Source organism: Nocardioides sp. TF02-7, from assembly GCF_022437945.1.
Taxonomy (GTDB): domain Bacteria; phylum Actinomycetota; class Actinomycetes; order Propionibacteriales; family Nocardioidaceae; genus Nocardioides.
The window spans coordinates 3,468,209-3,489,052 of sequence record NZ_CP092535.1; the positions used below are offsets into that span (position 1 = coordinate 3,468,209).

The window sequence follows — 20,844 nt, forward strand, 5'->3', positions numbered from 1 at the left end:
TCGCCGCGCTGATCGCGTCGACCGGCGTCCGGGCGACGCCGCTCCAGCGCCGGTTGCAGGGGGCTCTCGCGCCAGCTCGTCGCCGTGACCGGCGTCATCGCGGTCCTGGTGGTCGTGGTGGGCCTGGCCGACGGGCAACCGTTCGGCGAGGCACTGATCCTCGCGGTCAGCCTGGCGGTGGCCGCGATCCCCGAGAGCCTCCCGGCCGTGGTCTCGGTCGCCCTCGCCCTCGGCGCCTACCGGATGGCCCGCCAGTCCGCCGTCGTGCGGTGGCTGCCGGCCGTCGAGACGCTGGGGTCGGTGTCGGTGCTCGCCTCGGACAAGACCGGCACCCTGACCGAGGGGCGGATGACGGTTCGCCGGCTGTGGACACCGGACGGACCCACCGACCTCCTCGGGCCCCGAGGCAGGGCGCCGGACGAAGTCCCGCCGTCGGCCGGCCGGCTGCTGCGTGACGTCGTCCTCTGCAACGACGCCCGCCTGCGGCCGGCCGACGGTGCCGAGGGTGCGGGGCGAGACGGGTGGATGGACGGTGATCGGGGACCCGATGGAGGGCGCCCTGCTGGTCGCCGCGGCGGCGTACGACGTCGGCCTGCTCGGCGCGCCCGACCGCTGGGCGCGGCTCGGCGAGACACCGTTCGACAGCGAGCGGATGTGGATGTCGACCACCCACGCGACCGACTCCGGCCCGCTGCGGGTCGTCAAGGGGTGCGCCCGAGACGGTGCTCGGCCTGCTGCGGCCCGGCGACGTCCGCGATGCGGCGTCGGCCGAGGCCCGCCGGATGGCGGAGCAGGGCTTCCGGGTGCTGGCGGTCGCCGACGACGCCGACGACGTCGACGGCGGCCTCGACCTCGTCGGCCTGGTCGGGCTCGTCGACCCCGCCCGGTCGGACTCGGCGTCGGTCATCGCCGACTGCCGAGCGGCGGGGGATCCGGCCGGTGCTGATCACCGGAGACCACCCCGCGACCGCGCGCGCCGTCGCGCGGGAGATCGGCATCACGACCGCGGACGGCGGCGTCCTCGACGGCGACGCCGTCGGCCGCGGCGAGCACAGGTCGCAGGTGGAGGACATCGACGTCTACGCACGGATCCGGCCGGAGCAGAAGGTCGACATCGTCGACGCGTGGCGGGCTCGCGGGCACGTCGTCGCGATGACCGGCGACGGCGTCAACGACGCTCCGGCGTTGCGTCGGGCCGACATCGGCGTCGCCATGGGCGACCGCGGTACGGAGGTCGCCCGACAGGCCGCCGACCTGGTGCTGGCCGACGACAACCTCCGCACCGTGGTCGCCGCCGTCGCCGAGGGCCGCAGGATCTACGCCAACATCCGCACCTTCCTCCGCTACGGGCTCTCCGGCGGGCTGGCCGAGGTGGTGGTGATCCTGCTCGCGCCGTTCCTCGGGATGGGCATGGTGCTGCTGCCGGGGCAGATCCTCTGGATCAACCTGGTCACGCACGGGGTGCCCGGCGTCGCCTTCGGCAGCGAGCCGCTCGACCCGGAGCTGATGCGCCGGCCGTCGCCCTCACCGGAGCGCTCGGTCCTCGGCGGCATCGCGGCCAAGATCGCCGGCGGCGGGGCGCTCATCGCCGTCGTCAGCCTGGCAGCGGGCCTGCTCGCCGACGTCGAGGGCTGGCACGTCTCCACCGCGGTGTTCCTCACCCTGGGGCTCGCCCAGCTCGGGCTGGCGCTGGCGCTGCGCGCGCCGCGGCAGGGCGGCGGTCGCGGGGAGCGGGTGCTGGAGCTGTCGGTGCTGCTCGCCGCGGCGCTGCAGCTGGTCGCCGTCACGTGGGCTCCGATGCGCGAGCTGCTCGGCACGCAGCCGCTCGCCGCCTCGGCGTGGATCGCCGTGCTGGCGCTGGCGGCGGTGCCGGGAGTGGTGGTGCGGGTGCTGCGGCGCGTCCCTCAGCGGGACGCGTGACGCCAGGAGCCGCGCGATGACGTCCGACGAGACCTCCACCGACCGGGTCGACCTCTACTGGATCCCGCTGGGAGCCGACGGCTCGCCGCTCGTGCGGTGGTCCGGGACGGCGTACGAGGCGGTGTGCGCGGCCGCCGGGCGGCGCCCGCGCCGGCGGCTCTTCCACTCGGCCTTGAAGGTCCACCTGGACGGGGCGACCCACGTCATCGAGGTCGGGCCGGAGTGGGGGCGCACCGAGGCGGACCGGGGCGTGGTCAGCGGCGGCCCGGTGGGGCACCGGCTGCTCGGGCGGAGCCGGCTGTTCCGCTACGAGGTGCGGTGCTGGCGCGGTGGAGTGCTGCCCGACGAGGCCCACGCGGTGGAGAGCCCGACCCTGGTGGGGGACCGGGCGTGCGCGCGGGCGGTGCTGCGCCTGGTCCGCGACGTGCCCACACACGTGTGGGGGCGCGACGAGCTGCAGGTCGGCGACATGTGGAACTCGAACTCCGTGGTCGCGTGGCTGCTCGCCCGGGCTGGCGCCGATGCGGCGGAGCCGCCGCAGGGAGGGCGTGCGCCGGGATGGGCAGCGGGTCTCGAGCTCGCGCGCCGGCAGGCCAGCGTCGCGTCCGGCGCCGGCCGTTGGGGCCATCCGCCACCATGAACCCGTGACCGACATCGACGCACCGGCGTGGACCGACGACCTGCGCCGCCGGATGGACGAGCTGCTCGACGAGCACCGCGCGATGATGGCCGCCAGCCTGGACGGCCTCACCGAGGAGGAGTCCCGTCGGTCGCTGGTCCCGTCCCGTACGACGCTGCTCGGCCTGGTCAAGCACGTCACCTACGTCGAGAAGGTCTGGTTCAACCAGGCCCTCACCGGGCGCAGCCTCCGCGAGATCGGTGCACCGCCGACGCCCGACCGCTCGTTCGTCCTGCGCCGGACCGACACGATCGCGTCGGTCCGGGCGGCGTACGCCGAGGCGTGCGCGGACTCCCGTCGCCTCGTCGCCGACCTGTCCCTGCACGACGAGGTGACCGGCCGCGGATCCCGGGCGCTGTGGGCGATCTATGCGCACATGCTCCGCGAGATCGCCCAGCACTGCGGCCACGCCGACATCCTGCGCGAGCAGGTGCTGGCCGCGCGGGCTGACGGCTCCTCCGGCACGTCGGCGGTGGCCACGTGAGCGACGCCCGCGCCCAGCTCGAGGCCGAGCGCGAGCAGACGCTCCTCCGGCTGGCCAGCCTGACCGACGACTTCGACGCCGTGGTCGCGGCGTCGAAGGACACGAACGCCGACGACGAGCACGACCCGGAGGGCGCGACGATCGCGTTCGAGCGGTCTGCAGGTCGGCGCCCTCGTGGGGCAGGCGCGGCGTCACCTCGGGGAGATCGACGCGGCGGTGGCGAGGCTGGAGGCGGGCACGTACGGCGTGTGCGAGCGCTGCGGGGAGCCGATCGGCGAGGGTCGGTTGGAGGCGAGACCGGTGGCGCGGCTCTGCATCCGGTGCGCTGCGCGCCGCTCAGCGTGACGGCGCCGGCAGTGCGACGGTGACCCGCAGCCCGCCCTCGGGGCGGGCGGCCAGGGAGAGGGTGCCGTCGTGCGCGCGGACGATGCGGTCGACGATCGCGAGGCCGAGGCCCGCGCCGGCGTGGTCGGAGCGGGTGCGCTCGGTGCCGCGCTGGAAGGGCTCGGCCAGGGTCGCGACGAGATCCGGCGGGAGGGCCGCGCCGGTGTTCTCGACGACGAGCTCGGCGGCCCCCGGTCGCGCCGTCGTCGTCACCCACACCGCGCCGCCCTCCGGCTGGTTGTGGACGACTGCGTTGTGCACGAGGTTGGTCGTCATCGGGAGCAGGAGCGCGGCCGACCCGGTGGCCGCCGCGACGTCGCCGGCGGTGTGGATGGTGACGCCCCGCTTCTCGGCCAGGGGGGAGGAGCGTCTCGGCCGCGTCCTCGGCGAGGAGCGACAGGTCGACCCGCCCGCGGGCGAAGGCGCGCTGGTCGGCGCGGCTGAGCAGGAGCAGCGCCTCGGTGAGCTCGATCGCGCGGGTGTTGACGGCGTGGAGCCGCTCGACGAGCTCGTCGACGTCGCGGTGCGGGTCGTTGCGGGCGACGTCGAGGAGCGTCTGGCTGATCGCGAGCGGCGTGCGCAGCTCGTGGGAGGCGTTGGCGGCGAACCGCTGCTGCTCCGCGACGTGCGCCTCGAGCCGCGCCAGCATCGAGTCGAAGGCGTCGGCGAGCTCGCGGAACTCGTCCTGGCGCCCGGGCAGCGCGACCCGGTGCGAGAGCGAGCCGGTCGCGGCCACCCGGGTCGCCTCGGTGACCCGGCTGAGCGGCGCGAGCATCCGGCCGGCGAGGAACCACCCGCCGGCGAGGCCGAGCACGAGCAGGAACGCCAGCGCCCAGAGGGCACGCGGCACGAACGCCCGCTCGAGGTCGGAGCGGTTGGGCACGAAGAGGCTCGGTCGGCCGGCGCCGGGATCGGTGACGATGACGCCGTCGGGCACGTAGCGCAGGAGGAACACCCACACCACGGCCAGCAGCAGCGCACCCGCGACCATGAGGAAGCCCGCGTAGCTCAGGGTGAGCTTGAGGCGGACGCTCAGGCCGGGCGGCCTACCCACCGCGCGCTCCGTCCCCGTCCGGCCCGGGCGGCGTGGCGATGCGGTAGCCCACGCCGGCGACGGTCGCGATCAGCCACGGCTCGCCGAGCCGCTTGCGCAGGGCGGAGACGGTGATCCGGACCGCGTTGGTGAACGGGTCGGCGTTCTCGTCCCAGGCCCGCTCGAGGAGCTCCTCGGCGCTGACGACCCCGCCCTGGGCCCCGACGAGCACCTCGAGCACCGCGAACTGCTTGCGCGTCAGCGCGACGTAGCGGCCGTCGCGGAAGACCTCGCGGCGGAACGGGTCGACCCGCAGCCCGGCGAGCTCCTGCACCGGCGGTCGCACCTGGCCGCGCCGCCGGCCCAGCGCCCGGAGCCGGAGCACCAGCTCTCTGAGCTCGAACGGCTTGGTCAGGTAGTCGTCGGCGCCCAGCTCGAACCCCGACGCCTTGTCGTCGAGCCGGTCGGCGGCGGTGAGCATCAGCACCGGCGTGCCGCTGCCGGACGCGACGATGTGCTGCGCGACCTCGTCGCCGGAGGGCCCGGGGATGTCGCGGTCGAGCACGGCGACGTCGTACGTGTTGACGCCGAGCAGCTCGAGCGCGGTGTCGCCGTCCCCGGCGACGTCGGCGGCGATCGCCTCCAGGCGGAGTCCGTCGCGGATCGCGTCGGCCAGGTAGGGCTCGTCCTCCACGATCAGCACACGCATAGCGCCCTCGATGCTAGGGCTCCGGGGATATCGGCGGCGTATCGGAAACCGGATACGCCGTCGCAACGCCGCCCTTCCTTGACTGGCGGCATGACCGGACCTCCCGCTGCCCCTGCCGCCCGCCGCCGCTGGACGGCCGTCGTCCTGGTGCTCGTCGTCGGCCTGCTCGTCGGCGCTGCTGCCGTCGGCTCGCTGCCGACCGCCGTCTCGACGGTGTGGTCACCGTTCTCCGCCGAGCCTGACCGTCGGCTGCCGCCCGACCACCTGCCGCGAGCCCGTGGCCACGGTGTCGCCGAAGGACTCCTCCCCGAGGGTGCCACCGCTCTCGACGGGCAGTACGCCGCGATCGCGAACCTCGACCCCGCCCTGCTGGACGCGCTCCGCGCGGCGACGGCGGAGGCCGCGGACGACGGGGTCGTCCTGCAGGTCAACAGCGGCTGGCGGTCGGCGGACTACCAGCAGCGGCTGCTGGACGAGGCGGTCGTGGAGCACGGCTCGGAGTCGGAGGCGGCCCGCTGGGTCGCGACCCCGCAGACCTCGGCGCACGTGGCGGGGGAGGCGGTCGACGTCGGTCCCGCCGCGGCCGCGGCGTGGCTCGCGGACCACGGCGCCGACCACGGGCTGTGCCGGGTCTACGACAACGAGCCGTGGCACTTCGAGCTGCGGCCGCAAGCCGTCACGGCCGGCTGTCCGCCGACGTACGCCGACCCGACGCAGGACCCGCGGCTGCGGCGATGACGCGGGACCAGCGACCGCCGCCGATGGCAGTGGCCTCGGCCTGCCCCCTGCCGCCCTAGGCTGGGGGCGTGAGCGAGCCGCCGGCGCGGACCCCGGACGGACGGCACCTCGTGATCGGGGGCCGCCGCTGGCGTGCCACGGACCCCGCCATACCCGAGCAGCGGCGCGAGGAGCTCACCCGGATCCTCATGGCGTGGCGGCGCGAGGTGCGCCGCACCAAGGGGACCGACCGCGAACGCGCGGCTCGCGCGGGGGTGCAGGCGGCCAAGGTGGCCCTCGGTGAGCGCGGCGATCCGTGGTGGGGAGCAGACCGACGAGCAGCGGCGCGCCCGCTGGAGCGCCGACGTGCCGGAACCGACCGAGCGAGAACGCTGACCGACCGGAGGGCGGTGTCCTAGTCCTCCCGCAGGGCGTGGTGCTGGTCGACGTTGCGCACGGCGTCCGGGTCGGCGACGACGCTGGTGTCGACGCTCGCGATGGTCTCCTCCGCCTGCGGGCTCGGTGGGAGGCTGCGGAAGTCCGCCTCGCTCGCGGCCCGACCCGGCTTCTTCCCGCTCGTCGTCATGGGCCGACCATAGAGCAACGCAGCGGGCCGTTCATCGCTTCGGCGCGGCCGGACCCTCCGACGCGTGGACGGGCCCGGGCGCAGCGCGCGCCCGGGCCCGTCCTTCCTCACGTCCCCCTGGTGCTACGGCCGCGGCAGGAGGAACGGCACCGGCTCGCCCGCGGCGACGGTGATGGTGTCGCGGTGGTGCCGCCTGATCCTCCCGTCGACGTAGGTCTCGCCGGTGAAGCGCCTCAGCACGCGCGTCGGCTGTCCCTCGCGGAGCGTCGCCAGCGGCGCGTTCGTCTCGTCGAGCCACCGGATCAGCTGTCGGCCGAGGTGGTGCACGAGCCCGGGCTTGCGGGCGGCGAGGTCGGTGGTCTCGCCGAGGTCGCGGGCCAGGTCGTAGAGCTCGAACGAGCCGTCGGTGTAGTCGTAGTGGAGCTTCCACCGGCCGTCACGGACGGTGGACGCGGGCCCTGCACCCCGACGTACGCCGGCAGGTGGTGGAAGTGGTCGCGCTCGATCGTGGTGCCCCGGCTGAACGCCCGCCTGAGGTCGACGCCGTCGAGCGGGACCCGGCGCGGCAGCTTCGCCTTCGCGTACGAGGCGAGCGTCGGGTAGAGGTCCGTGCTGTTGACGATCGTCTCGTTGGCGCGACCGCCGCCCCGGACCAGGTCGCGGTTCTTGCTCCACACGATCCACGGCACACGCACGCCGCCCTCGTAGACCTGCCCCTTGTCGCCGCGGAGCGGGCCGTTGAACGCGCCGGAGTTGACCGGGTCCTCCTCGCCGCCGTTGTCCGAGGTGAAGATGACCAGGGTGTTGTCGGCGAGCGGCCTGCCGCCGTTGCGCGGGTCCGGTGTCTCCTCGAGGTAGTCGATGATGCGGGCCACCGACTGGTCGACGCCTTCGGTCAGGGGCGGCGTACGACGGCTTGGCGGGCGCGTCGCCGGGAGCCTTGGCACGGTACTTCGCCAGCAGGTCCGGGCGCGCCTGCGCGTCGTTGACCGGGAAGTGCGGCGCGAAGTGGCTCACCCAGAGGAAGAACGGGTCGTCCTTGCGGCGCTCGATGAAGTCGAGGGTCGCGTCGGTCTGGGCGTCGGTCACGTGCTTGTCGGTGCCGACGAGGGCGTCGAGCTGGGCATCACCGACGCCGTCGCTGTAGGGCGCGATGTTCTCGTCGACGTACTCCTGGGTGTAGTCCTCGGCGAACTGGTCGAGCTCGGGCGCCACCGTCTCGTTGAACTGGCCGTCGGTGGCGAAGTAGTAGGTGGCGTGCGAATTCGGCCCGCCGCCCCAGCTCTCGTCGTACCCGTGGCTGGTCACGATCTCCTCGACCGACCCGGTGACGTGGAACTTGCCGGTGTAGCCGGTGGTGTACCCGGCGTCCTGGAGGGTCTCGCCGATGGTCGGGTAGCTCACCGGCACGGCGTGCCTCCCGTCCTCGGGCCGCCCCTGCGTCACGCCGCGCAGCGGGCTGGTCTCGGAGCCCGTGCCGGCGCCGACGGAGTAGACGTTGTTGGTCGGGCGGGTGCCGTACTGGCCGGTGTGCAGGGCGGTCCGCGTCGGGCTGCACTGGACGGACGCGTAGGCCTCGGTGAACACCTGGCCCTCCGCGGCGAGCCGGTCGAGGGCGGGTGTCTCGTTGAAGTCGTTGTCGTGGCCGCCGTTGACCCGGCCGGTGCCCAGGTCGGCCCAGCCGAGGTCGTCGGCCATGACGAAGACCAGGTTGGGGCGCGGCGCGTCGGCCGGTCGGGGGCCGGCGCTCGCGGTGCTCGCCTGTGACGTGCCGAGGACGGGAGCGAGGCTGGCCAGGGTGAGGACGGCGGGCGCAGCGATCGCCGTGAGCAGCTTGCGGGATGGCATCGAGATTCCTTCGGTCGGGAACGGTCGCTGAAAACTATTGTTAGTCAACTTGGATAGTCAACAATGAGGCCGTGTCGGCATTTCCTGCTGCGGCACGCTTGAAGACGTATAACACAACTGAACTACTGTAGTTTGAGGTCATGACGACCGACCCCCGCTCCCGCCGCGCTCTGCTGCCCCTCCTCGAGCCGAGCGGACACCCCTCGCACGAGCACGCCGGGACCGCAGGGTCGTGCTGCGCTCCCTCCGCCGCGGTGACAGCGGCCGGACACCGTCCTGTCCACAGCGCGGTGTCGCCCGTGCCGCCGGGGGAGCGCAGCACCCGGGGGCAGGTCCTCATCGGCGCGGGCACGTTCTGGATGGGCGACAGCCACGGCGACGGGTATGCCGCCGACGGTGAGCGGCCCGTCCACCAGGTCCGGCTCTCGCCGTACTTCATCGACACCAAGGCGGTGACGAACGCCCAGTTCGCCTCCTTCGTGAAGGCGACGGGGTACGTCACCGATGCCGAGCGCGACGGAGTGTCCGCGGTGTTCCACCTCGCGGTCGAGGCCGGCCCGGGCGACATCGTCCAGCGGGCCGCCGGCGTGCCGTGGTGGCTGGCGGTCCGCGGCGCCGACTGGCGCCACCCGGCCGGCCCGCGATCGAGCATCAGCGACCTCCAGAACCACCCGGTCGTCCACGTGTCGTGGCGCGACGCCCGGGCCTACTGCCACTGGGCGGGCAAGCGGTTGCCGACCGAGGCGGAGTGGGAGCACGCCGCCCGCGGCGGCCCTCGACCGGGCGCGCTACCCCTGGGGCGACGAGCTGACCCCTCGCGGGCGCTGGCGCTGCAACATCTGGCAGGGCGAGTTCCCCCGGCGCAACACTCTCGACGACGGCTACCTCACCACCGCGCCGGTGACGGCGTTCCAGCCCAACGGCTACGGCCTGCACAACACGGTCGGCAACGTGTGGGAGTGGTGCCTCGACGCGTTCCGCCCCACCGAGTACGCCGACCGGGCAGGCGACGAACCGGTCGTCGACCCGGTCGCGGCGGAGCCACCGGTGGCCGACGACACCACTGTGCGGAGAGTGATGCGGGGCGGGTCCTACCTGTGCCACGACAGCTACTGCAACCGCTACCGCGTCGCCGCCCGCTCCTCCAACACCGCCGAGTCCTCCTCGGCCAACATCGGCTTCCGCTGCGCCAACGACGCGGTGTGAGAGAGCCTCGGCCGGTCGGTCGATCCGGGCGGAAGGAGGGGCAGCCGTACGCCGCGCGGAGTACGCCGAAGTGTCTGCCGTGGCCGGACGCGCCAGCGCCGCCTCCTTGACAGCGTGGTCGCCATGACCACTGAGCTAGCGGCGCCCGACCACACCGGCGCCGAGAAGAGACCCAACAGATCCCGGACCAAGGCCGTGCTGCCCTGGGTCATGGTGGTCGCGTGGATCGGGCTGCTGGTGGGCGGCTACCTGCTCGCCGGCAAGCTCGACTCGGTGACCCGCGACGGGCAGGCGGACTACCTGCCCGCCAGCGCCCAGTCGACCAAGGTGCTGGAGGCCGAGGCCGGCCTGCCTGGCGGCGAGAGCGGCCTGATCGTGGTCGTGCACGAACGACCGGGCGGGCTCCAGCCGGGAGATCGGGAGGCGGTCGAACGCGGCCGGACCGCGCTGGCGGAGCGATTCGGCACCGGCACCTTGCCCGAGATCGTCGACTCCGACGACGGCACGGCGCTGATGTACGCGCTTCCGCTCGACCGTGACGCGGTCGCCGAGGAGGCCGGTGCCACCGCGGACGCACGTGCCCTCCTCGACGACCTGCCGAGTGGCCTGAACGCACATGTCACTGGTCCGACCGCGCTGGGGGCCGACATGGACGAGGTCTTCGACGCCGTCGACGCGACGTTGATGCTCGCCACTGCCGTGGTGGTGGCGCTCCTGCTGATCCTCACGTACCGCAGTCCGCTGCTGTGGCTGGTTCCGCTCGCCTCGGTCGGGGTCGCGGCGATCACGGCGATGGGCACCGTCTACGCGCTCACCCAGATCTTCGACTTCACCATCACGAGCATGAGCTCGGCGCTGCTGATCGTGCTGGTCTTCGGCGCGGGCACCGACTACGCCCTGCTGCTCGTGGCTCGCTACCGCGAGGAGCTGCACCGCCACGAACGGCCGATCGACGCGATGCTGCCGGCGCTGCGGGGGCCGGCCCGGCCATCCTCGCCTCGGCGGCAACGGTGGCGGCCGGCTTGTTGTGCCTGTTGGCCGCCGATCTCAACAGCATCAGCAGACTCGGCCCGGTGGGTGCGGCGGGCATCGGGGCGGCGTTGCTGGTCATGCTGACGCTCTTCCCGGCCCTCCTGGTGGTGCTCGGACGCCGGGTCTTCTGGCCGTTCGTCCCCCCGGCTCGGGGGTGAGGCACACAAGTCCCGGTCCGGCTGGGCTCGACTCGGCGAGCTGGTGGCCCGCCGCCGCGTGGTCAGCTGGGCGGTCCCGCTGGTGGTCCTGGGCGGTCTTGCGCTGGGCACCGTGGGTGCGAGCGGCTCGCTCCCGCAGCTGGACCAGTTCGCCCGTTCGACACCGGACTCGGTGACCGGGGCAAAGCTGATCGAGGAGCGGTTCCCCGAGGAGAGCGGTCAGCCGATCACCGTGATGAGCCGGCCGGACCAGAGCCGCGAGGTCCTGGCTGCCGTCGAAGGCACGCCCGGGGTCGCCCGAGCCGAGACGGGCCGGTCCAGCGACGACTGGGTGGAGATCTCGGCGCTCCCCGGTCGATCCCCCGGAGAGCGCGGGGGGAGACGGCGACGATCAAGCAGCTGCGGGAGAACGTGCGCGAGGTCGCCGGCGAGGCCGCGCTGGTCGGCGGGTCGAGCGCCGAGAAGCTCGACGAGGTCGAGACCAACGAGTCCGACCGCAACCTGGTGATGCCGCTGATCCTGCTGGTGGTGCTCGCGATCCTCGGGCTGCTGCTGCGGGCGATCGTGGCTCCACTGGTGCTGGTCGCCACCGTCGTGGTGTCGTACTTCGGAGCCCTCGGGCTGTGCAACCTGCTGTTCGGCCAGGTGCTCGGCTTCGCCGGGCTGGAGTCGTCGGTGCCCCTGATCGGCTTCCTGTTCCTGGTCGCGCTCGGTGTCGACTACAACATCTTCCTGATGACCCGGATACGTGAGGAAGCCGTGCGGCACGGCACTGTCGAGGGCACGAAGCGTGGCCTCGCAGTGACAGGTGGGGTGATCACGTCGGCCGGCGTCGTGCTGGCGGCGACGTTCGCGGTGCTCGCCTCGCTGCCGCTCGTCATGCTCGTCGAGATCGGGATACTGGTCGCCGTCGGTGTGCTCATCGACACCTTGCTGGTGCGGTCCGTCGTGGTCCCCCGCACTGACGATGTCGCTGGGCTCGAGGATCTGGTGGCCCAGCGGGCTCTCGCGGGTGGGTGAGGACGGTGTCGATGATCGTGGGTGAACGATGACGGCGCTCCGTCCGCCAGTGGCCGATCGGCTGCTGGCGGCGGGGTCGTTCGTGCTCGGCCTCGTCGTCGCGATCACGCTCGAGGCGGTCGATCTCGACGGCGGGCGAAGCGTGGATCTGGGGGCGGTCGCGCTCCTGGGCGCGATGTCGGCGCCGTTGCTCGCCCGTCGGCGTTGGCCGATCCCCGTCGTCCTCGCGGTCCTCGCCGTGTCGACGCCGTACCACCTCCTCGACTACCCCCACGAGGCCACGATGCCGGCCTCGCTCGTGGCGGCGTTCACGGCGGCGCGCTACAGCGAGCCGCAGCGGCGGGCCGTCGCCGCCCTGGTGGCCGTGGGTGCGGTGACCGTGCCGGTCGTGGCCGACGAGGCGTCAGGGGCACCCGGCGATGCGCTCCTCGGCGTCGGCTGGCTGTTCATGGCCTTCTTCGCCGGGCTGGCGGTCCGCTTCCACCAAGCCTGGAAGGCCTCCGTCTCTGCGCGGCTCGAACAGGAGCGTGCCGACGAGGTCGAGCGGCGGGTGGCCGAGGAGCGAGTACTGATCGCCGCCGAGCTGCACGACGTGCTGGCCCATGGTCTCGCGGTCGCGAACGTCCAGGCGTCGGTCGCCGCGCACCTCATCGACCAGCTGCCGAGGCCGGCCGATGCGCCGCTGCAGGAGCTCTCCAGCACACTGCACGACCTGGCGGACACGAGCCGAGCCACGCTCCACGAGCTGCGTGCCGTGCTGGACGTCCTGCACGGTGGCGAGACCGAGCCGACCGAGCCAGCGCCCCGGCTCGGCGAGCTGCAACGCCTGGTGGACATGGCCGAGGCGGCTGACGTCCGGGTCGACGTGGAGGCTGCCGGGCTGCCGGACGAGCTACCGTCGACGGTGTCCGTCGTGGCCTATCGGATCATCCAGGAGTCGCTGACCAATGTCATCCGGCACTCGACGGCGAAGCACGCGACCGTCCGACTCGACCAGGACGGCCGCCGGCTGCGGATCGCGATCGTCGACCGCGGGCCGGCACGACCGGACGCGACCGTGACGGCGGCCGGCTTCGGGATCGCCGGGATGTCGGGCCGCGCGCAGGCCGTCGGCGGCGAGCTGTCCGCCGGGCCCGGCGCGTCCGGAGGGTTCGAGGTACGCGCCAGCCTGCCGCTGCCGGAGATCTGGCGGGTGCCGTCGTGATCCGGGTCCTGCTCGCCGACGACCAGACCCTGGTGCGCGGCGCGCTCGCGCTGCTGGTCGACTCCGCTGACGACATGGAGGTCGTCGGGGAGGCCGGCACCGGCGACGAGGCGGTGACGATGACCCTGGACCTGCGCCCCGATGTCGTGTTGATGGACATCAGGATGCCGAGCACCGACGGCATCGAGGCGACCCGTCAGATCTACGCCGACGATCGATCGAGCGGCAGCAAGGTGCTGATCCTGACCACGTTCGAGACAGACACCAACGTGCTGCGCGGGCTTCGCGCGGGGGCGTGCGGCTTCCTGCCGAAGGACACCCGTGCGGACGCGCTGCTGGACGGCATCCGCACCGTCGCGGCGGGCGAGGCGCTGCTGTCGCCCGGCGCGACCAGGGCGGTCATCACCCGTGCGCTGAGTCGCCCGGACGCGCCGGCGCCCGACCGGCTGGCCAGCCTGACCGCGCGGGAACGCGAGGTGCTCCGGCTGGTCGCCGTAGGCCGGAGCAACCAGGAGATCGCGGACGAGCTGGTCGTCAGCCCGCTGACCGCCAAGACCCACGTGGGCCGCATCCTCGCGAAGGTGGGCGCTCGTGACCGGGTCCATCTCGTGATCGCCGCGTACGAAGCCGGGTTGCCGTAGGCGTCGTGCCGGACCTCGACATCGACCACCGCGGGCCCGCGCGCTGGTGGTCGGCTCGCCCGGCACGAGGCGCCGTGACGTTCAGCGCGGCGCCAGCTGCGGAGGCAGCCCGAACCACCCGAAAACGCTGCCGCCGAAGGTGGTGATCTCGGCGACCAGGCCGTCCGCGATGCCGAGGACGTCCAGGGCGAAGGCCTCGTAGGTCGGCGACCCCGGACGGCGCAGGTACATCGCTACCGCAGGTCGGCCGTTCGCCGTCGTGGTGAGGCACCTCCAGTCGGCGTACTCACCGCTGCCGAAGCCTCCGTCGACCCAGGCCCGGACGGTCGCGTCACGGCCGACCCAGACGCCCGGCTCGGGCGGCATCGCGAACCGCAGGTCGGCGCGCAGCAGCGCCGTGAGCGTCTCGATGTCCAGCGCCTCGTGCGCCCGCACGTACGCCGCGACCAGCTTCTGCTCGTCGGCGGTCAGCTCGTGCCGCGCCTGTGCGCTCCAGTCGAGCCTGCCGTCGGGCAGGTGCTCGCGCATCGTCACCCGGGCGCGCTGGAGAGCGCTGGTGACCGATGCGAGCGTGAGGCCGAGGGTGTCGGCGGTCTGCCGGGCCGGCCACCCGAGCACGTCCCGGAGGATCAGGACGGCGCGCTGCCGCGCCGGCAGGTGCTGCACGGCCACGATGAAGGCGAGCTCGACGGTCTCCTTGGCTGCCGCCCGCTCGTGCGGGTCGTCCGGCTGGCTGTCGGGCCACGGCTGGAGGTAGCGCACCTCGGTCCCGGTGCCGCCGTCGCCGTGGAGATCGGTGGGGACCGGCGTCCGGTCCCTGCGCTTCTCGAGGAAGTCGAGGCAGGCGTTGGTCGCGATCCGGTAGAGCCAGGTGCGCAGCGACGCCCGCCCGTGGAACGTCTCCCGCTTAGCCCAGGCACGGAGGAACGTGTCCTGGGTCAGGTCCCTGGGCGTCCTCGTACGACGCGAGCATCCGGTAGCAGTGCACCAGCAGCTCCCGGCGGTAGCGCTCGGTCAGCAACGCGAAGCCGCCGGCGTCACCGGTGCTCGCCACCCGCATGAACGCCGCCTCGTCGGCGCCCACGAGGCTCGTCGGTCGGGGTTCGGTCGTCTCCACGGTGCCTCCAAGGTCGCAGGTCTGTCTCTCGGTGTCGACGCCCGAGCGCACCGGAACTGATCGGCGTGGACCTGATCGTGCTGCACCTGGCCGTGCCGGCGGTCAGCCCGGACCTGCAGGCGAGCAGCACGCAGGTGCTGTGGAGTCGGCCCCCACATCTCGAAGACGATCCGGGCCGTGGTCCGGCCCGCGAGGACCTCGTCGATCGCGGCGTTGACGTCGTCGAGCTTGCGGGGCTCGGCGATGACGCGAGTCCTTCCGCGGGCGTGCAGGTCGAAGACCTCGAGGAGGTCCTGCCGGGTGCCGACGATGGAGCCGATGACCGAGATGCCCTTGAGCACCGTCGGGAAGATCGGAAGCGCCATCGGGCCGTCGGACTCGGGCGGGAGGCCGACGCAGACGAGGCGGCCACCGCGGCGCAGGGCGGCGAAGGCCTGCTCGAAGACCTCGGGAATGACAGCGAGGACGATGGCGACGTCGGCGCCGCCGAGAGACTCGATGGCGGCGACCGGGTCCTGGGTGGCGGCGTTGACGAGGTGGTCGGCGCCGAGCTCGGCGGCCATCGCGAGCTTGTCGTCGTCGACGTCCACGGCGATCACCGTCCCGCCGACGATGCGGGCGTACTGCACGGCCAGGTGGCCGAGACCGCCGATGCCGAACACGGCGACCCGCTCGGTCGGCCTGACGTGGGCGACCTTGACGGCCTTGTAGGTGGTGACACCGGCGCAGGTCAGCGGGGCGGCGTCGAAGCTGCTGACCCCGTCGGGTACGGGCACTGCGTACGTCGCGTCGGCGACGGTGTGGTCGGCGAAGCAGCCGTCGATGGAGTAGCCGGTGTTCTGCTGCTCCTCGCACAAGGTCTCCCACCCGGCGACGCAGTGGTCGCAGTGCCCGCACGCGTGGCCGAGCCAGGGCAGCGCCACCCGGTCGCCGACCGCGCGAGCGGTCACGCCGTCGCCGACGGCTTCCACCACGCCGACCCCCTCGTGGCCGGGCACGAACGGAGGCGTCGGCTTCACCGGCCAGTCGCCGCGGGCGGCGTGGATGTCGGTGTGGCACAGCCCGCTGGCCTCCAGCCGCACGAGCACCTGGCCCGGGCCGGGCTCGGGGACGTCGCGCTCCTCGATCCGAAGCTGTGCCCCGAAACTGTCGACGACTGCTGCCTTCATGATGCTTCCTCCTGGATCCGCTCGGGCGCCGGTCACTCCGGCACCTCCACCTTCCAGCCGGAGGCTCCGCGCCGCCACGGGCGTGCGACCCCCGTCCGTGGGACCTTGTTCCTCCCGCTCCTTGAAGACCGCCGGCAGCCCCACGATCCTGGGTGGATGTCGACGCCGAGCGAGCCTCCCGACTCCCAGCCGACCGACGTCGGAGCCACGTCGGGCGCCGACGTCCTCCTCAGCGACGGCCGCATCGCTGTCGTCCGCGGCCTCGGGCCGGAGGACGGCGAGGCCCTCCACGACCTCCACGACCGGGTCTCCGACGAGGCGCTGTGGCTGCGGTTCTTCTCGGTCGCCCGCGCTGCGGCCCACCGCTACGTCGACCACGTGCTGACGTCGCCCGACACCATCGCGCTGGTCGCCGAGGTCGACGGACGCGTGGTCGCGCTCGGCACCGCCGAGCCGGTCGGTCCCGACGTGTGCGAGGTCGCGTTCCTCGTCGCCGACGAGATGCGGGGGCAGGGCATGGGCACCCTGCTCCTCGAGCACCTCGCCGCCGCGGCCCGCGACCAGGGACTGCGATGGATGGACGCCCGGGTCCTCTCGTCCAACCACCGGATGATGCGGGTGTTCGGCGACGCCGGCTTCGACGTCGAGGTCCGCCACGAGGGCGGCGAGCAGGTCCTGCGGATGGGCACGGCGGTGACCGCCGACGTCCAGGCCGCCGCGGACCGGCGCGAGTTCGCCGCCGAGCGGCTCTCGCTCGGGCCGCTGCTCGCGCCGAGGACCGCGGCGGTCTACGGAGTCCGCCGCGACGGGTCCGGCATCGGTGCGGCCGTCGTCTCCGCGGTGCGCTCGGGTGGGTTCCGTGGCGGGCTCGCGATCGTCCACCCGAACGCCGAGCGCGTGCTCGAGGTGCCGGCGTACCCCGCCGCCACGCAGGTGCCGCACCCGGTGGACCTGGCGATCATCGCGGTGCCTGCCGAGCGGGCCGCCGACGCCCTCGAGGACGCCGCGGCCGCCGGTGTCCGGGCCGCGGTCGTGATCTCGTCCGGCTTCCGTGAGATGGGCCGGCACGGCGCGGCGCTCGAGCACGACCTCGTCGTCGCCGCACGGCGGCACGGCATCCGCCTCGTCGGGCCCAACGGCCTGGGCCTGATCAGCAACGACCCGGACGTGCGGCTCCACGCCACCTTCGGCGGCACGGTCCCGCCGCCCGGAGGGCTCGCCGTCGCCAGCCAGTCCGGCGGCGTCGGCATCGCCCTGATGGACCTGGTCGCCCGCGCGGGGGTCGGGGTGCGCTACTTCGTCTCCCTCGGCAACAAGGCCGACGTCTCGGGCAACGACCTGCTCGCAGCCTGGTACGACGACGCCGCCGTCACCTGTGGCGCGCTCTACCTCGAGTCGTTCGGCAACGCCCGCAAGTTCGCTCGCTTCGCCCGCCTGTTCAGCGAGCGCAAGCCGCTGGTGGCGCTGGTCGGCGGTCGGTCGACGGGCGGTCAGCGCGCCGGTGCGTCCCACACCGCGGCTGCGGCCTCGCCCGCGGCCGGCGTACGTGCCCTGTTCGCCCAGGCAGGTGTGATCGGGTGCGACGACGCCGAGCAGCTGGCGGAGACCTGCCTGCTCCTGACCCGCGAGCCGCTGCCCGCGGGCCGGCGGGTCGGCATCGTCAGCAACGCCGGGGGACTCGGCGTGCTGGCCGCCGACGCCGCCGAGGACGAGCGGCTCGACGTCGTGGAGCTCTCGCCCGACCTGCAGGAGCGGCTCGCGGGACTCGTCAACCAGACGACCGGCACCGCCAACCCCGTGGATGCCGGGGCCGGTGCGGAGGCGGCGCAGCTGGCCGCCATCTCGAGCGAGGTGCTCGGTTCGGGCGAGGTCGACGCGCTCGTCGTCGTGCTCGTCGCGACGGGCACCAACGACGTCCCCGCCACGCTCGAGGCGCTCGCGCGGCTGCGCGCCGAACGGCCGCGCCGGCCGGTCGCGGTCGTCGTGCTCGGCGCGGAGCCGACCGCCGGCTCCGAGGTCACCGTGTTCGGCAGCGCGGCTGCCGCGCTCGGGGCGCTCGGGCGCGCCGTGCGGTACGCCGAGTGGCGGGCCACCAAGACCGTCGGCGGGCCGCCGCCCACGGACCCGGTCGAGGTGCGGCACGCACGGGCGACCGCGCGCCGGCTCCTCGCCGAGGCGACCCCGGAGGGATGGGTGCGGCCGGAGACGGCCGCCGAGCTCTTCGGCCGTTACGGCATCGACCTGCTCGGGCGGTTCACGGTCGGAGTCGAGGGCGCCGCCGAGGTGGCCGCGGCGGTCGGGTTCCCCGTCGCGGTCAAGCTGGCCGAGCCCGACGTCGTGCACAAGACCGAGCTCGGCGCCGTGCGTACCGGCCTGCAAGGCGCGGAGGAGGTGCGGGCCGCGGTCGCGGCGTTCGAGCAGGTGCGGGGGTGGGCCGAGCCGGGTCCTCGTCCAGCCGATGGCCGCCGGTGTGGAGCTGGCCCTGGGGGTGGTCCGCGACCCGTCGCTCGGTCCGCTCGTCATGATCGCGGCCGGCGGCGTCGCGACCGACGTGTGGGACGACCGCGCCTTCCTGCTGCCTCCCTTCGACGAGGGGCAGGCGCTGCGGGTGTTGAGCACGCTGCGGCTGGCGCCGCTCCTCGACGGCTTCCGCGGCTCGGCACCGGTGGCCGTCGCGGAGGTCGCCGGGCTGGCGAGCCGCCTGGGCCGGCTCGCGGTCGACGTTCCCGAGGTGGCCGAGGTCGACCTCAACCCCGTGCTGGTGAGCCCCGGGTCCTGCGCGGTGGTCGACACCAAGCTGCGGCTCGCGCCGGCGGGCGACGTGCCGATGGACTCGCCGCGCCAGCTGCGCCGACCTCGGTGAGGCGCACGGCGCGGCGGGCACGGCACCCGGGCATGCGAACGGCCCCGCCGGGTGCAGGCGGGGCCGTTCGGTTCGGGGGGTCGTCAGCGGAGGACGGGGTACTTCCGGACCAGCTTGGTCTTGGCCCAGGCCTTGCCGAGGCCCCAGGTGTCGCCGGCCAGGGTCAGCGCCAGCACGACCACGATCACGGCGCCCATCAGGTGGTCGTCGACGACCGGGTTGTTCTCCAGCGGGAGAGCGGCGAGCCACATCATCATGTAGAGCGCGGCGCCGGCGATCGCGGCGGGCCGCATGCCGATCCCGAGGATGAGGGCGAGGCCGATGCCGGCGAGGCCGATCATGAAGAGCCAGTCGGCCCAGGTGTCGCCCGCGATGCCGTTGAAGAACTCACGCATCGGGTTGTCCTCGGGGACGCCGAAGGTCAGGAAGCCGAAGGTGGGGCTGCCGCCGTTGACCCAGGCGTCGGGGCCGAAGTAGTCGACCGCGCCGGTCTCGGCGCTCTTGCCGGTGGCGTAGCCGAGGGCGAGCAGCTTGTCGAGGAAGGCCCACAGGAAGGTCACGCCGAAGCCGATCCGCAGGACGGCCAGCGCACGCCGGGCGGCGCTGTGGGTGACGATGTCGTTCTCGACCATGACGTCGAGGTGGCGGGGGGTCTGGACCGTGGTCATCGTTCTCATCTCCGATCGTGGGGCCCTCGGCCCCTGTTCTCTGTTGATGCCTCAAGCCTCGCTGGCGGCGGGCCGCGTCGGCAGGGTCGCTGGGACCGGCTGCGCGGGTCCTAGGTCCCGAGATCCGCCGGGCCTTCTGCCGGCGCCGCCGCGCGGGCGGCCGCGCCGACGGCCCGGCCCCACCGGGACGCGCGCGGCAGCTCGCCGTCGACGACCGGGCCCTGCACGTCCTCGACCAGGAAGCCCTCGGGGGGTACGACGGCACGGGCGCCGTGGGCGCGGAGGAGCCGGGCGGTCTTGCGCGCGGCGGCGGGCAGCCGTCGTGCCTTCGCGGCCCGGGTGTCGAACACCGCCACGGGTGGCAGCGGGTCGGCAGACCGGGGGAGCGCGGCGATCCACTCGCGCAGGCCCACCTCGGCGCGGCCGGGGTCGGCGCCCTGGCGCACGGCGTCCTGCCGGGTGCTGGCGCGGGTCATCGAGAAGGCGTGCGTCGGTCCGCCGAGCACGAGCAGGTCGAGCTCGGCCAGCGGCACCGGGAGCGCCGTGGCGGACGTCGTCGCGACGTCCGCCACGACGACGTCGTACCCCTCGTCGCGGAGGCCGTCGGCCACCGCGGCGGCGACGGCGGCGGTGCTGCCGAACATCGACTCGTGGACCACCAGGGCCCGTGGCTGCCTGGTCATCACGGCTCCTGGGGGACGACCGCGACGCAGGTCCGTGCGCGCTCGAGGACGGAGGTGGCGACCGTCGGGGTGGCCAGCCGGCCCAGCGACTCGGCGGGGTGGCGCCCGACCACGATCAGGCTCCACCGGTCGGAGTCGGCGGCCAGGCAGGTCTCGGCGAAGCCGCGGGCGACCTGGAGGTCGACCCGGACCTCGGGGTAGCGCTCGCGGAACCCCGCGACCGACTCCGAGAGCAGGGCCCGCGCCTCGGGCTGACCGTCGCGCAGGAGCGACGGGCCGTCGACGGCCGCCGCGAGGTCCCACACGCAGTGCAGGACGGTCAGCGGCTGGTCGTGCAGCGACGCCTGCCGGAACGCGAACTCGATGACCGGCAGCGACTGCAAGGTCCCGTCGGCACCCACGAGCACGCCGTGGTCGGTCGCCCGGCGGTGTCCCGGGCGGACCACGACGACCGGGCAGGACGCGTGCTTGCCGACCGATGCGCTCACCGAGCCGAGCAACCGGCTCAGCACCGCGCCCCGGCCGCGGGACCCGAGCACCAGCAGGTGCGCGTGGGCGGCGAGATCGGTGAGGACCCCGCGTGGCTCGCCCCGCATCGGGAGGGGCTCGACGTCCAGCCCGGGCCGGTGCCGACGGGGCCAGGGCCGCACCCTCGTCGGCCAGTGCGGTCGCCGCCGCGAGGAGGTCCTCGGGCGGGATGACGGGGACGGCTCCGATGCCGGC

At 73.9% G+C, this 20,844-nt stretch carries 20 protein-coding genes and 4 pseudogenes; 14 read left to right on the forward strand and 10 right to left on the reverse strand.

Annotated features, from left to right (window positions below; all coding sequences use genetic code 11):
• Positions 1-117: 117 nt before the first annotated feature.
• The 6 genes and pseudogenes from MF408_RS25810 to MF408_RS17890 form a co-directional block, all read left to right on the forward strand.
• Positions 118-312 (forward strand): annotated as a pseudogene (locus tag MF408_RS25810) (hypothetical protein); the annotation flags it as partial.
• A gap of 220 nt (positions 313-532) precedes the next feature.
• Positions 533-946, forward strand: a complete 414-nt coding sequence (locus tag MF408_RS17870; RefSeq protein WP_240252010.1) for a hypothetical protein — start codon at positions 533-535, stop codon at positions 944-946.
• On the forward strand, positions 940-1,920 hold the full coding sequence (locus MF408_RS17875; RefSeq protein WP_240252012.1) for a cation-translocating P-type ATPase: 981 nt from the start codon (positions 940-942) through the stop codon (positions 1,918-1,920). The genes MF408_RS17870 and MF408_RS17875 overlap by 7 nt, the downstream gene beginning before the upstream one ends.
• Before the next feature lie 16 nt (positions 1,921-1,936).
• On the forward strand, positions 1,937-2,560 hold the full coding sequence (locus MF408_RS17880) for a hypothetical protein (RefSeq protein WP_240248814.1): 624 nt from the start codon (positions 1,937-1,939) through the stop codon (positions 2,558-2,560).
• Between the two features lie 4 nt (positions 2,561-2,564).
• Positions 2,565-3,083, forward strand: a complete 519-nt coding sequence (locus MF408_RS17885) for a DinB family protein (protein WP_240248815.1) — start codon at positions 2,565-2,567, stop codon at positions 3,081-3,083.
• A gap of 246 nt (positions 3,084-3,329) precedes the next feature.
• On the forward strand, positions 3,330-3,428 hold the full coding sequence (locus MF408_RS17890; protein ID WP_240252014.1) for a TraR/DksA C4-type zinc finger protein: 99 nt from the start codon (positions 3,330-3,332) through the stop codon (positions 3,426-3,428).
• Here the strand turns inward: MF408_RS17890 and MF408_RS25815 are convergent.
• The 3 genes and pseudogenes from MF408_RS25815 to MF408_RS17900 all read right to left on the reverse strand — a co-directional run bounded on the left by MF408_RS25815 (position 3,420) and on the right by MF408_RS17900 (position 5,209).
• Positions 3,420-3,743, reverse strand: coding sequence for an ATP-binding protein (locus MF408_RS25815; RefSeq protein WP_275693216.1), 324 nt, complete (start codon positions 3,741-3,743; stop codon positions 3,420-3,422). The genes MF408_RS17890 and MF408_RS25815 overlap by 9 nt on opposite strands.
• Before the next feature lie 211 nt (positions 3,744-3,954).
• Positions 3,955-4,458: pseudogene (locus MF408_RS27070) on the reverse strand (HAMP domain-containing protein); the annotation flags it as partial.
• A 55-nt stretch (positions 4,459-4,513) separates the two neighbouring features.
• Positions 4,514-5,209: a response regulator transcription factor gene (locus MF408_RS17900; RefSeq protein WP_240248816.1), complete on the reverse strand. Its 696-nt coding sequence runs from the start codon at positions 5,207-5,209 to the stop codon at positions 4,514-4,516.
• Between the two features lie 90 nt (positions 5,210-5,299).
• Here MF408_RS17900 and MF408_RS17905 point away from each other — a divergent pair, with 90 nt between their 5' ends.
• Both MF408_RS17905 and MF408_RS17910 read left to right on the forward strand, forming a co-directional pair.
• Positions 5,300-5,947, forward strand: coding sequence for a M15 family metallopeptidase (locus tag MF408_RS17905; RefSeq protein ID WP_240248817.1), 648 nt, complete (start codon positions 5,300-5,302; stop codon positions 5,945-5,947).
• Between the two features lie 68 nt (positions 5,948-6,015).
• Positions 6,016-6,345 (forward strand): hypothetical protein, encoded by a 330-nt coding sequence (locus MF408_RS17910; protein ID WP_240248818.1) that lies wholly within the window; start codon positions 6,016-6,018, stop codon positions 6,343-6,345.
• Here the strand turns inward: MF408_RS17910 and MF408_RS17915 are convergent.
• Both MF408_RS17915 and MF408_RS17920 read right to left on the reverse strand, forming a co-directional pair.
• Positions 6,342-6,512, reverse strand: a complete 171-nt coding sequence (locus MF408_RS17915) for a hypothetical protein (RefSeq protein ID WP_240248819.1) — start codon at positions 6,510-6,512, stop codon at positions 6,342-6,344. The two genes, MF408_RS17910 and MF408_RS17915, sit on opposite strands and share 4 nt — an antisense overlap.
• Positions 6,513-6,635: 123 nt before the next feature.
• Positions 6,636-8,360, reverse strand: a complete 1,725-nt coding sequence (locus tag MF408_RS17920) for a sulfatase-like hydrolase/transferase (protein WP_240248820.1) — start codon at positions 8,358-8,360, stop codon at positions 6,636-6,638.
• A 359-nt stretch (positions 8,361-8,719) separates the two neighbouring features.
• Between MF408_RS17920 and MF408_RS17925 the strand changes: the two are divergent.
• The 5 genes and pseudogenes from MF408_RS17925 to MF408_RS17945 all read left to right on the forward strand — a co-directional run bounded on the left by MF408_RS17925 (position 8,720) and on the right by MF408_RS17945 (position 13,621).
• A pseudogene (locus tag MF408_RS17925) lies at positions 8,720-9,566 on the forward strand (formylglycine-generating enzyme family protein).
• Positions 9,567-9,776: 210 nt separating this feature from the next.
• A pseudogene (locus MF408_RS17930) lies at positions 9,777-10,756 on the forward strand (MMPL family transporter).
• A 411-nt stretch (positions 10,757-11,167) separates the two neighbouring features.
• On the forward strand, positions 11,168-11,776 hold the full coding sequence (locus MF408_RS17935; protein ID WP_240248821.1) for an MMPL family transporter: 609 nt from the start codon (positions 11,168-11,170) through the stop codon (positions 11,774-11,776).
• A 28-nt stretch (positions 11,777-11,804) separates the two neighbouring features.
• Positions 11,805-12,980, forward strand: coding sequence for a histidine kinase (locus tag MF408_RS17940; RefSeq protein ID WP_240248822.1), 1,176 nt, complete (start codon positions 11,805-11,807; stop codon positions 12,978-12,980).
• Complete coding sequence (locus MF408_RS17945) at positions 12,977-13,621, forward strand: response regulator transcription factor (protein ID WP_240248823.1); 645 nt, start codon at positions 12,977-12,979, stop codon at positions 13,619-13,621. Before MF408_RS17940 ends, MF408_RS17945 begins: the two co-directional genes overlap by 4 nt.
• A gap of 81 nt (positions 13,622-13,702) precedes the next feature.
• Here the strand turns inward: MF408_RS17945 and MF408_RS17950 are convergent, their stop codons facing one another.
• The 3 genes from MF408_RS17950 to adhP are packed head-to-tail and all read right to left on the reverse strand — an operon-like array spanning position 13,703 to position 15,907.
• Positions 13,703-14,563 carry an RNA polymerase subunit sigma-70 gene (locus tag MF408_RS17950; protein WP_240252015.1) on the reverse strand — a complete coding sequence of 287 codons (861 nt, stop codon included), beginning with the start codon at positions 14,561-14,563 and terminating at the stop codon, positions 13,703-13,705.
• The gene (locus MF408_RS17955) at positions 14,529-14,681 is read right to left on the reverse strand and encodes a hypothetical protein (protein ID WP_240248824.1); all 153 of its coding nucleotides are present in this window, start codon (positions 14,679-14,681) and stop codon (positions 14,529-14,531) included. Before MF408_RS17955 ends, MF408_RS17950 begins: the two co-directional genes overlap by 35 nt.
• Complete coding sequence (gene adhP, locus MF408_RS17960; protein WP_240248825.1) at positions 14,636-15,907, reverse strand: alcohol dehydrogenase AdhP; 1,272 nt, start codon at positions 15,905-15,907, stop codon at positions 14,636-14,638. Before adhP ends, MF408_RS17955 begins: the two co-directional genes overlap by 46 nt.
• 156 nt (positions 15,908-16,063) lie before the next feature.
• On the opposite strand from adhP, the gene MF408_RS17965 reads away from it, so the two are divergent.
• Positions 16,064-19,552 carry a GNAT family N-acetyltransferase gene (locus tag MF408_RS17965; RefSeq protein ID WP_240248826.1) on the forward strand — a complete coding sequence of 1,163 codons (3,489 nt, stop codon included), beginning with the start codon at positions 16,064-16,066 and terminating at the stop codon, positions 19,550-19,552.
• Here MF408_RS17965 and MF408_RS17970 read toward each other — a convergent pair.
• A complete protein-coding gene (locus tag MF408_RS17970) occupies positions 19,549-20,121 on the reverse strand; it encodes a hypothetical protein (RefSeq protein ID WP_240248827.1) in 573 nt (190 codons plus the stop codon). The two genes, MF408_RS17965 and MF408_RS17970, sit on opposite strands and share 4 nt — an antisense overlap.
• The gene (locus tag MF408_RS17975) at positions 20,121-20,717 is read right to left on the reverse strand and encodes a universal stress protein (RefSeq protein WP_240248828.1); all 597 of its coding nucleotides are present in this window, start codon (positions 20,715-20,717) and stop codon (positions 20,121-20,123) included. Before MF408_RS17975 ends, MF408_RS17970 begins: the two co-directional genes overlap by 1 nt.
• Positions 20,718-20,844: the final 127 nt, after the last annotated feature.

Coding starts and splice junctions, on each gene's coding strand:
- MF408_RS17880 (WP_240248814.1), top strand. CDS start 1,937: ATGACGTCCGACGAGACCTCCACCGACCGGGTCGACCTCTACTGGATC.
- MF408_RS17965 (WP_240248826.1), top strand. CDS start 16,064: ATGTCGACGCCGAGCGAGCCTCCCGACTCCCAGCCGACCGACGTCGGA.
- MF408_RS17920 (WP_240248820.1), bottom strand. CDS start 8,360: ATGCCATCCCGCAAGCTGCTCACGGCGATCGCTGCGCCCGCCGTCCTC.
- MF408_RS17905 (WP_240248817.1), top strand. CDS start 5,300: ATGACCGGACCTCCCGCTGCCCCTGCCGCCCGCCGCCGCTGGACGGCC.
- MF408_RS17970 (WP_240248827.1), bottom strand. CDS start 20,121: ATGACCAGGCAGCCACGGGCCCTGGTGGTCCACGAGTCGATGTTCGGC.
- MF408_RS17955 (WP_240248824.1), bottom strand. CDS start 14,681: ATGCGGGTGGCGAGCACCGGTGACGCCGGCGGCTTCGCGTTGCTGACC.
- MF408_RS17940 (WP_240248822.1), top strand. CDS start 11,805: ATGACGGCGCTCCGTCCGCCAGTGGCCGATCGGCTGCTGGCGGCGGGG.
- adhP (WP_240248825.1), bottom strand. CDS start 15,907: ATGAAGGCAGCAGTCGTCGACAGTTTCGGGGCACAGCTTCGGATCGAG.
- MF408_RS17900 (WP_240248816.1), bottom strand. CDS start 5,209: ATGCGTGTGCTGATCGTGGAGGACGAGCCCTACCTGGCCGACGCGATC.
- MF408_RS17975 (WP_240248828.1), bottom strand. CDS start 20,717: ATGCGGGGCGAGCCACGCGGGGTCCTCACCGATCTCGCCGCCCACGCG.
- MF408_RS17915 (WP_240248819.1), bottom strand. CDS start 6,512: ATGACGACGAGCGGGAAGAAGCCGGGTCGGGCCGCGAGCGAGGCGGAC.
- MF408_RS25815 (WP_275693216.1), bottom strand. CDS start 3,743: ATGACGACCAACCTCGTGCACAACGCAGTCGTCCACAACCAGCCGGAG.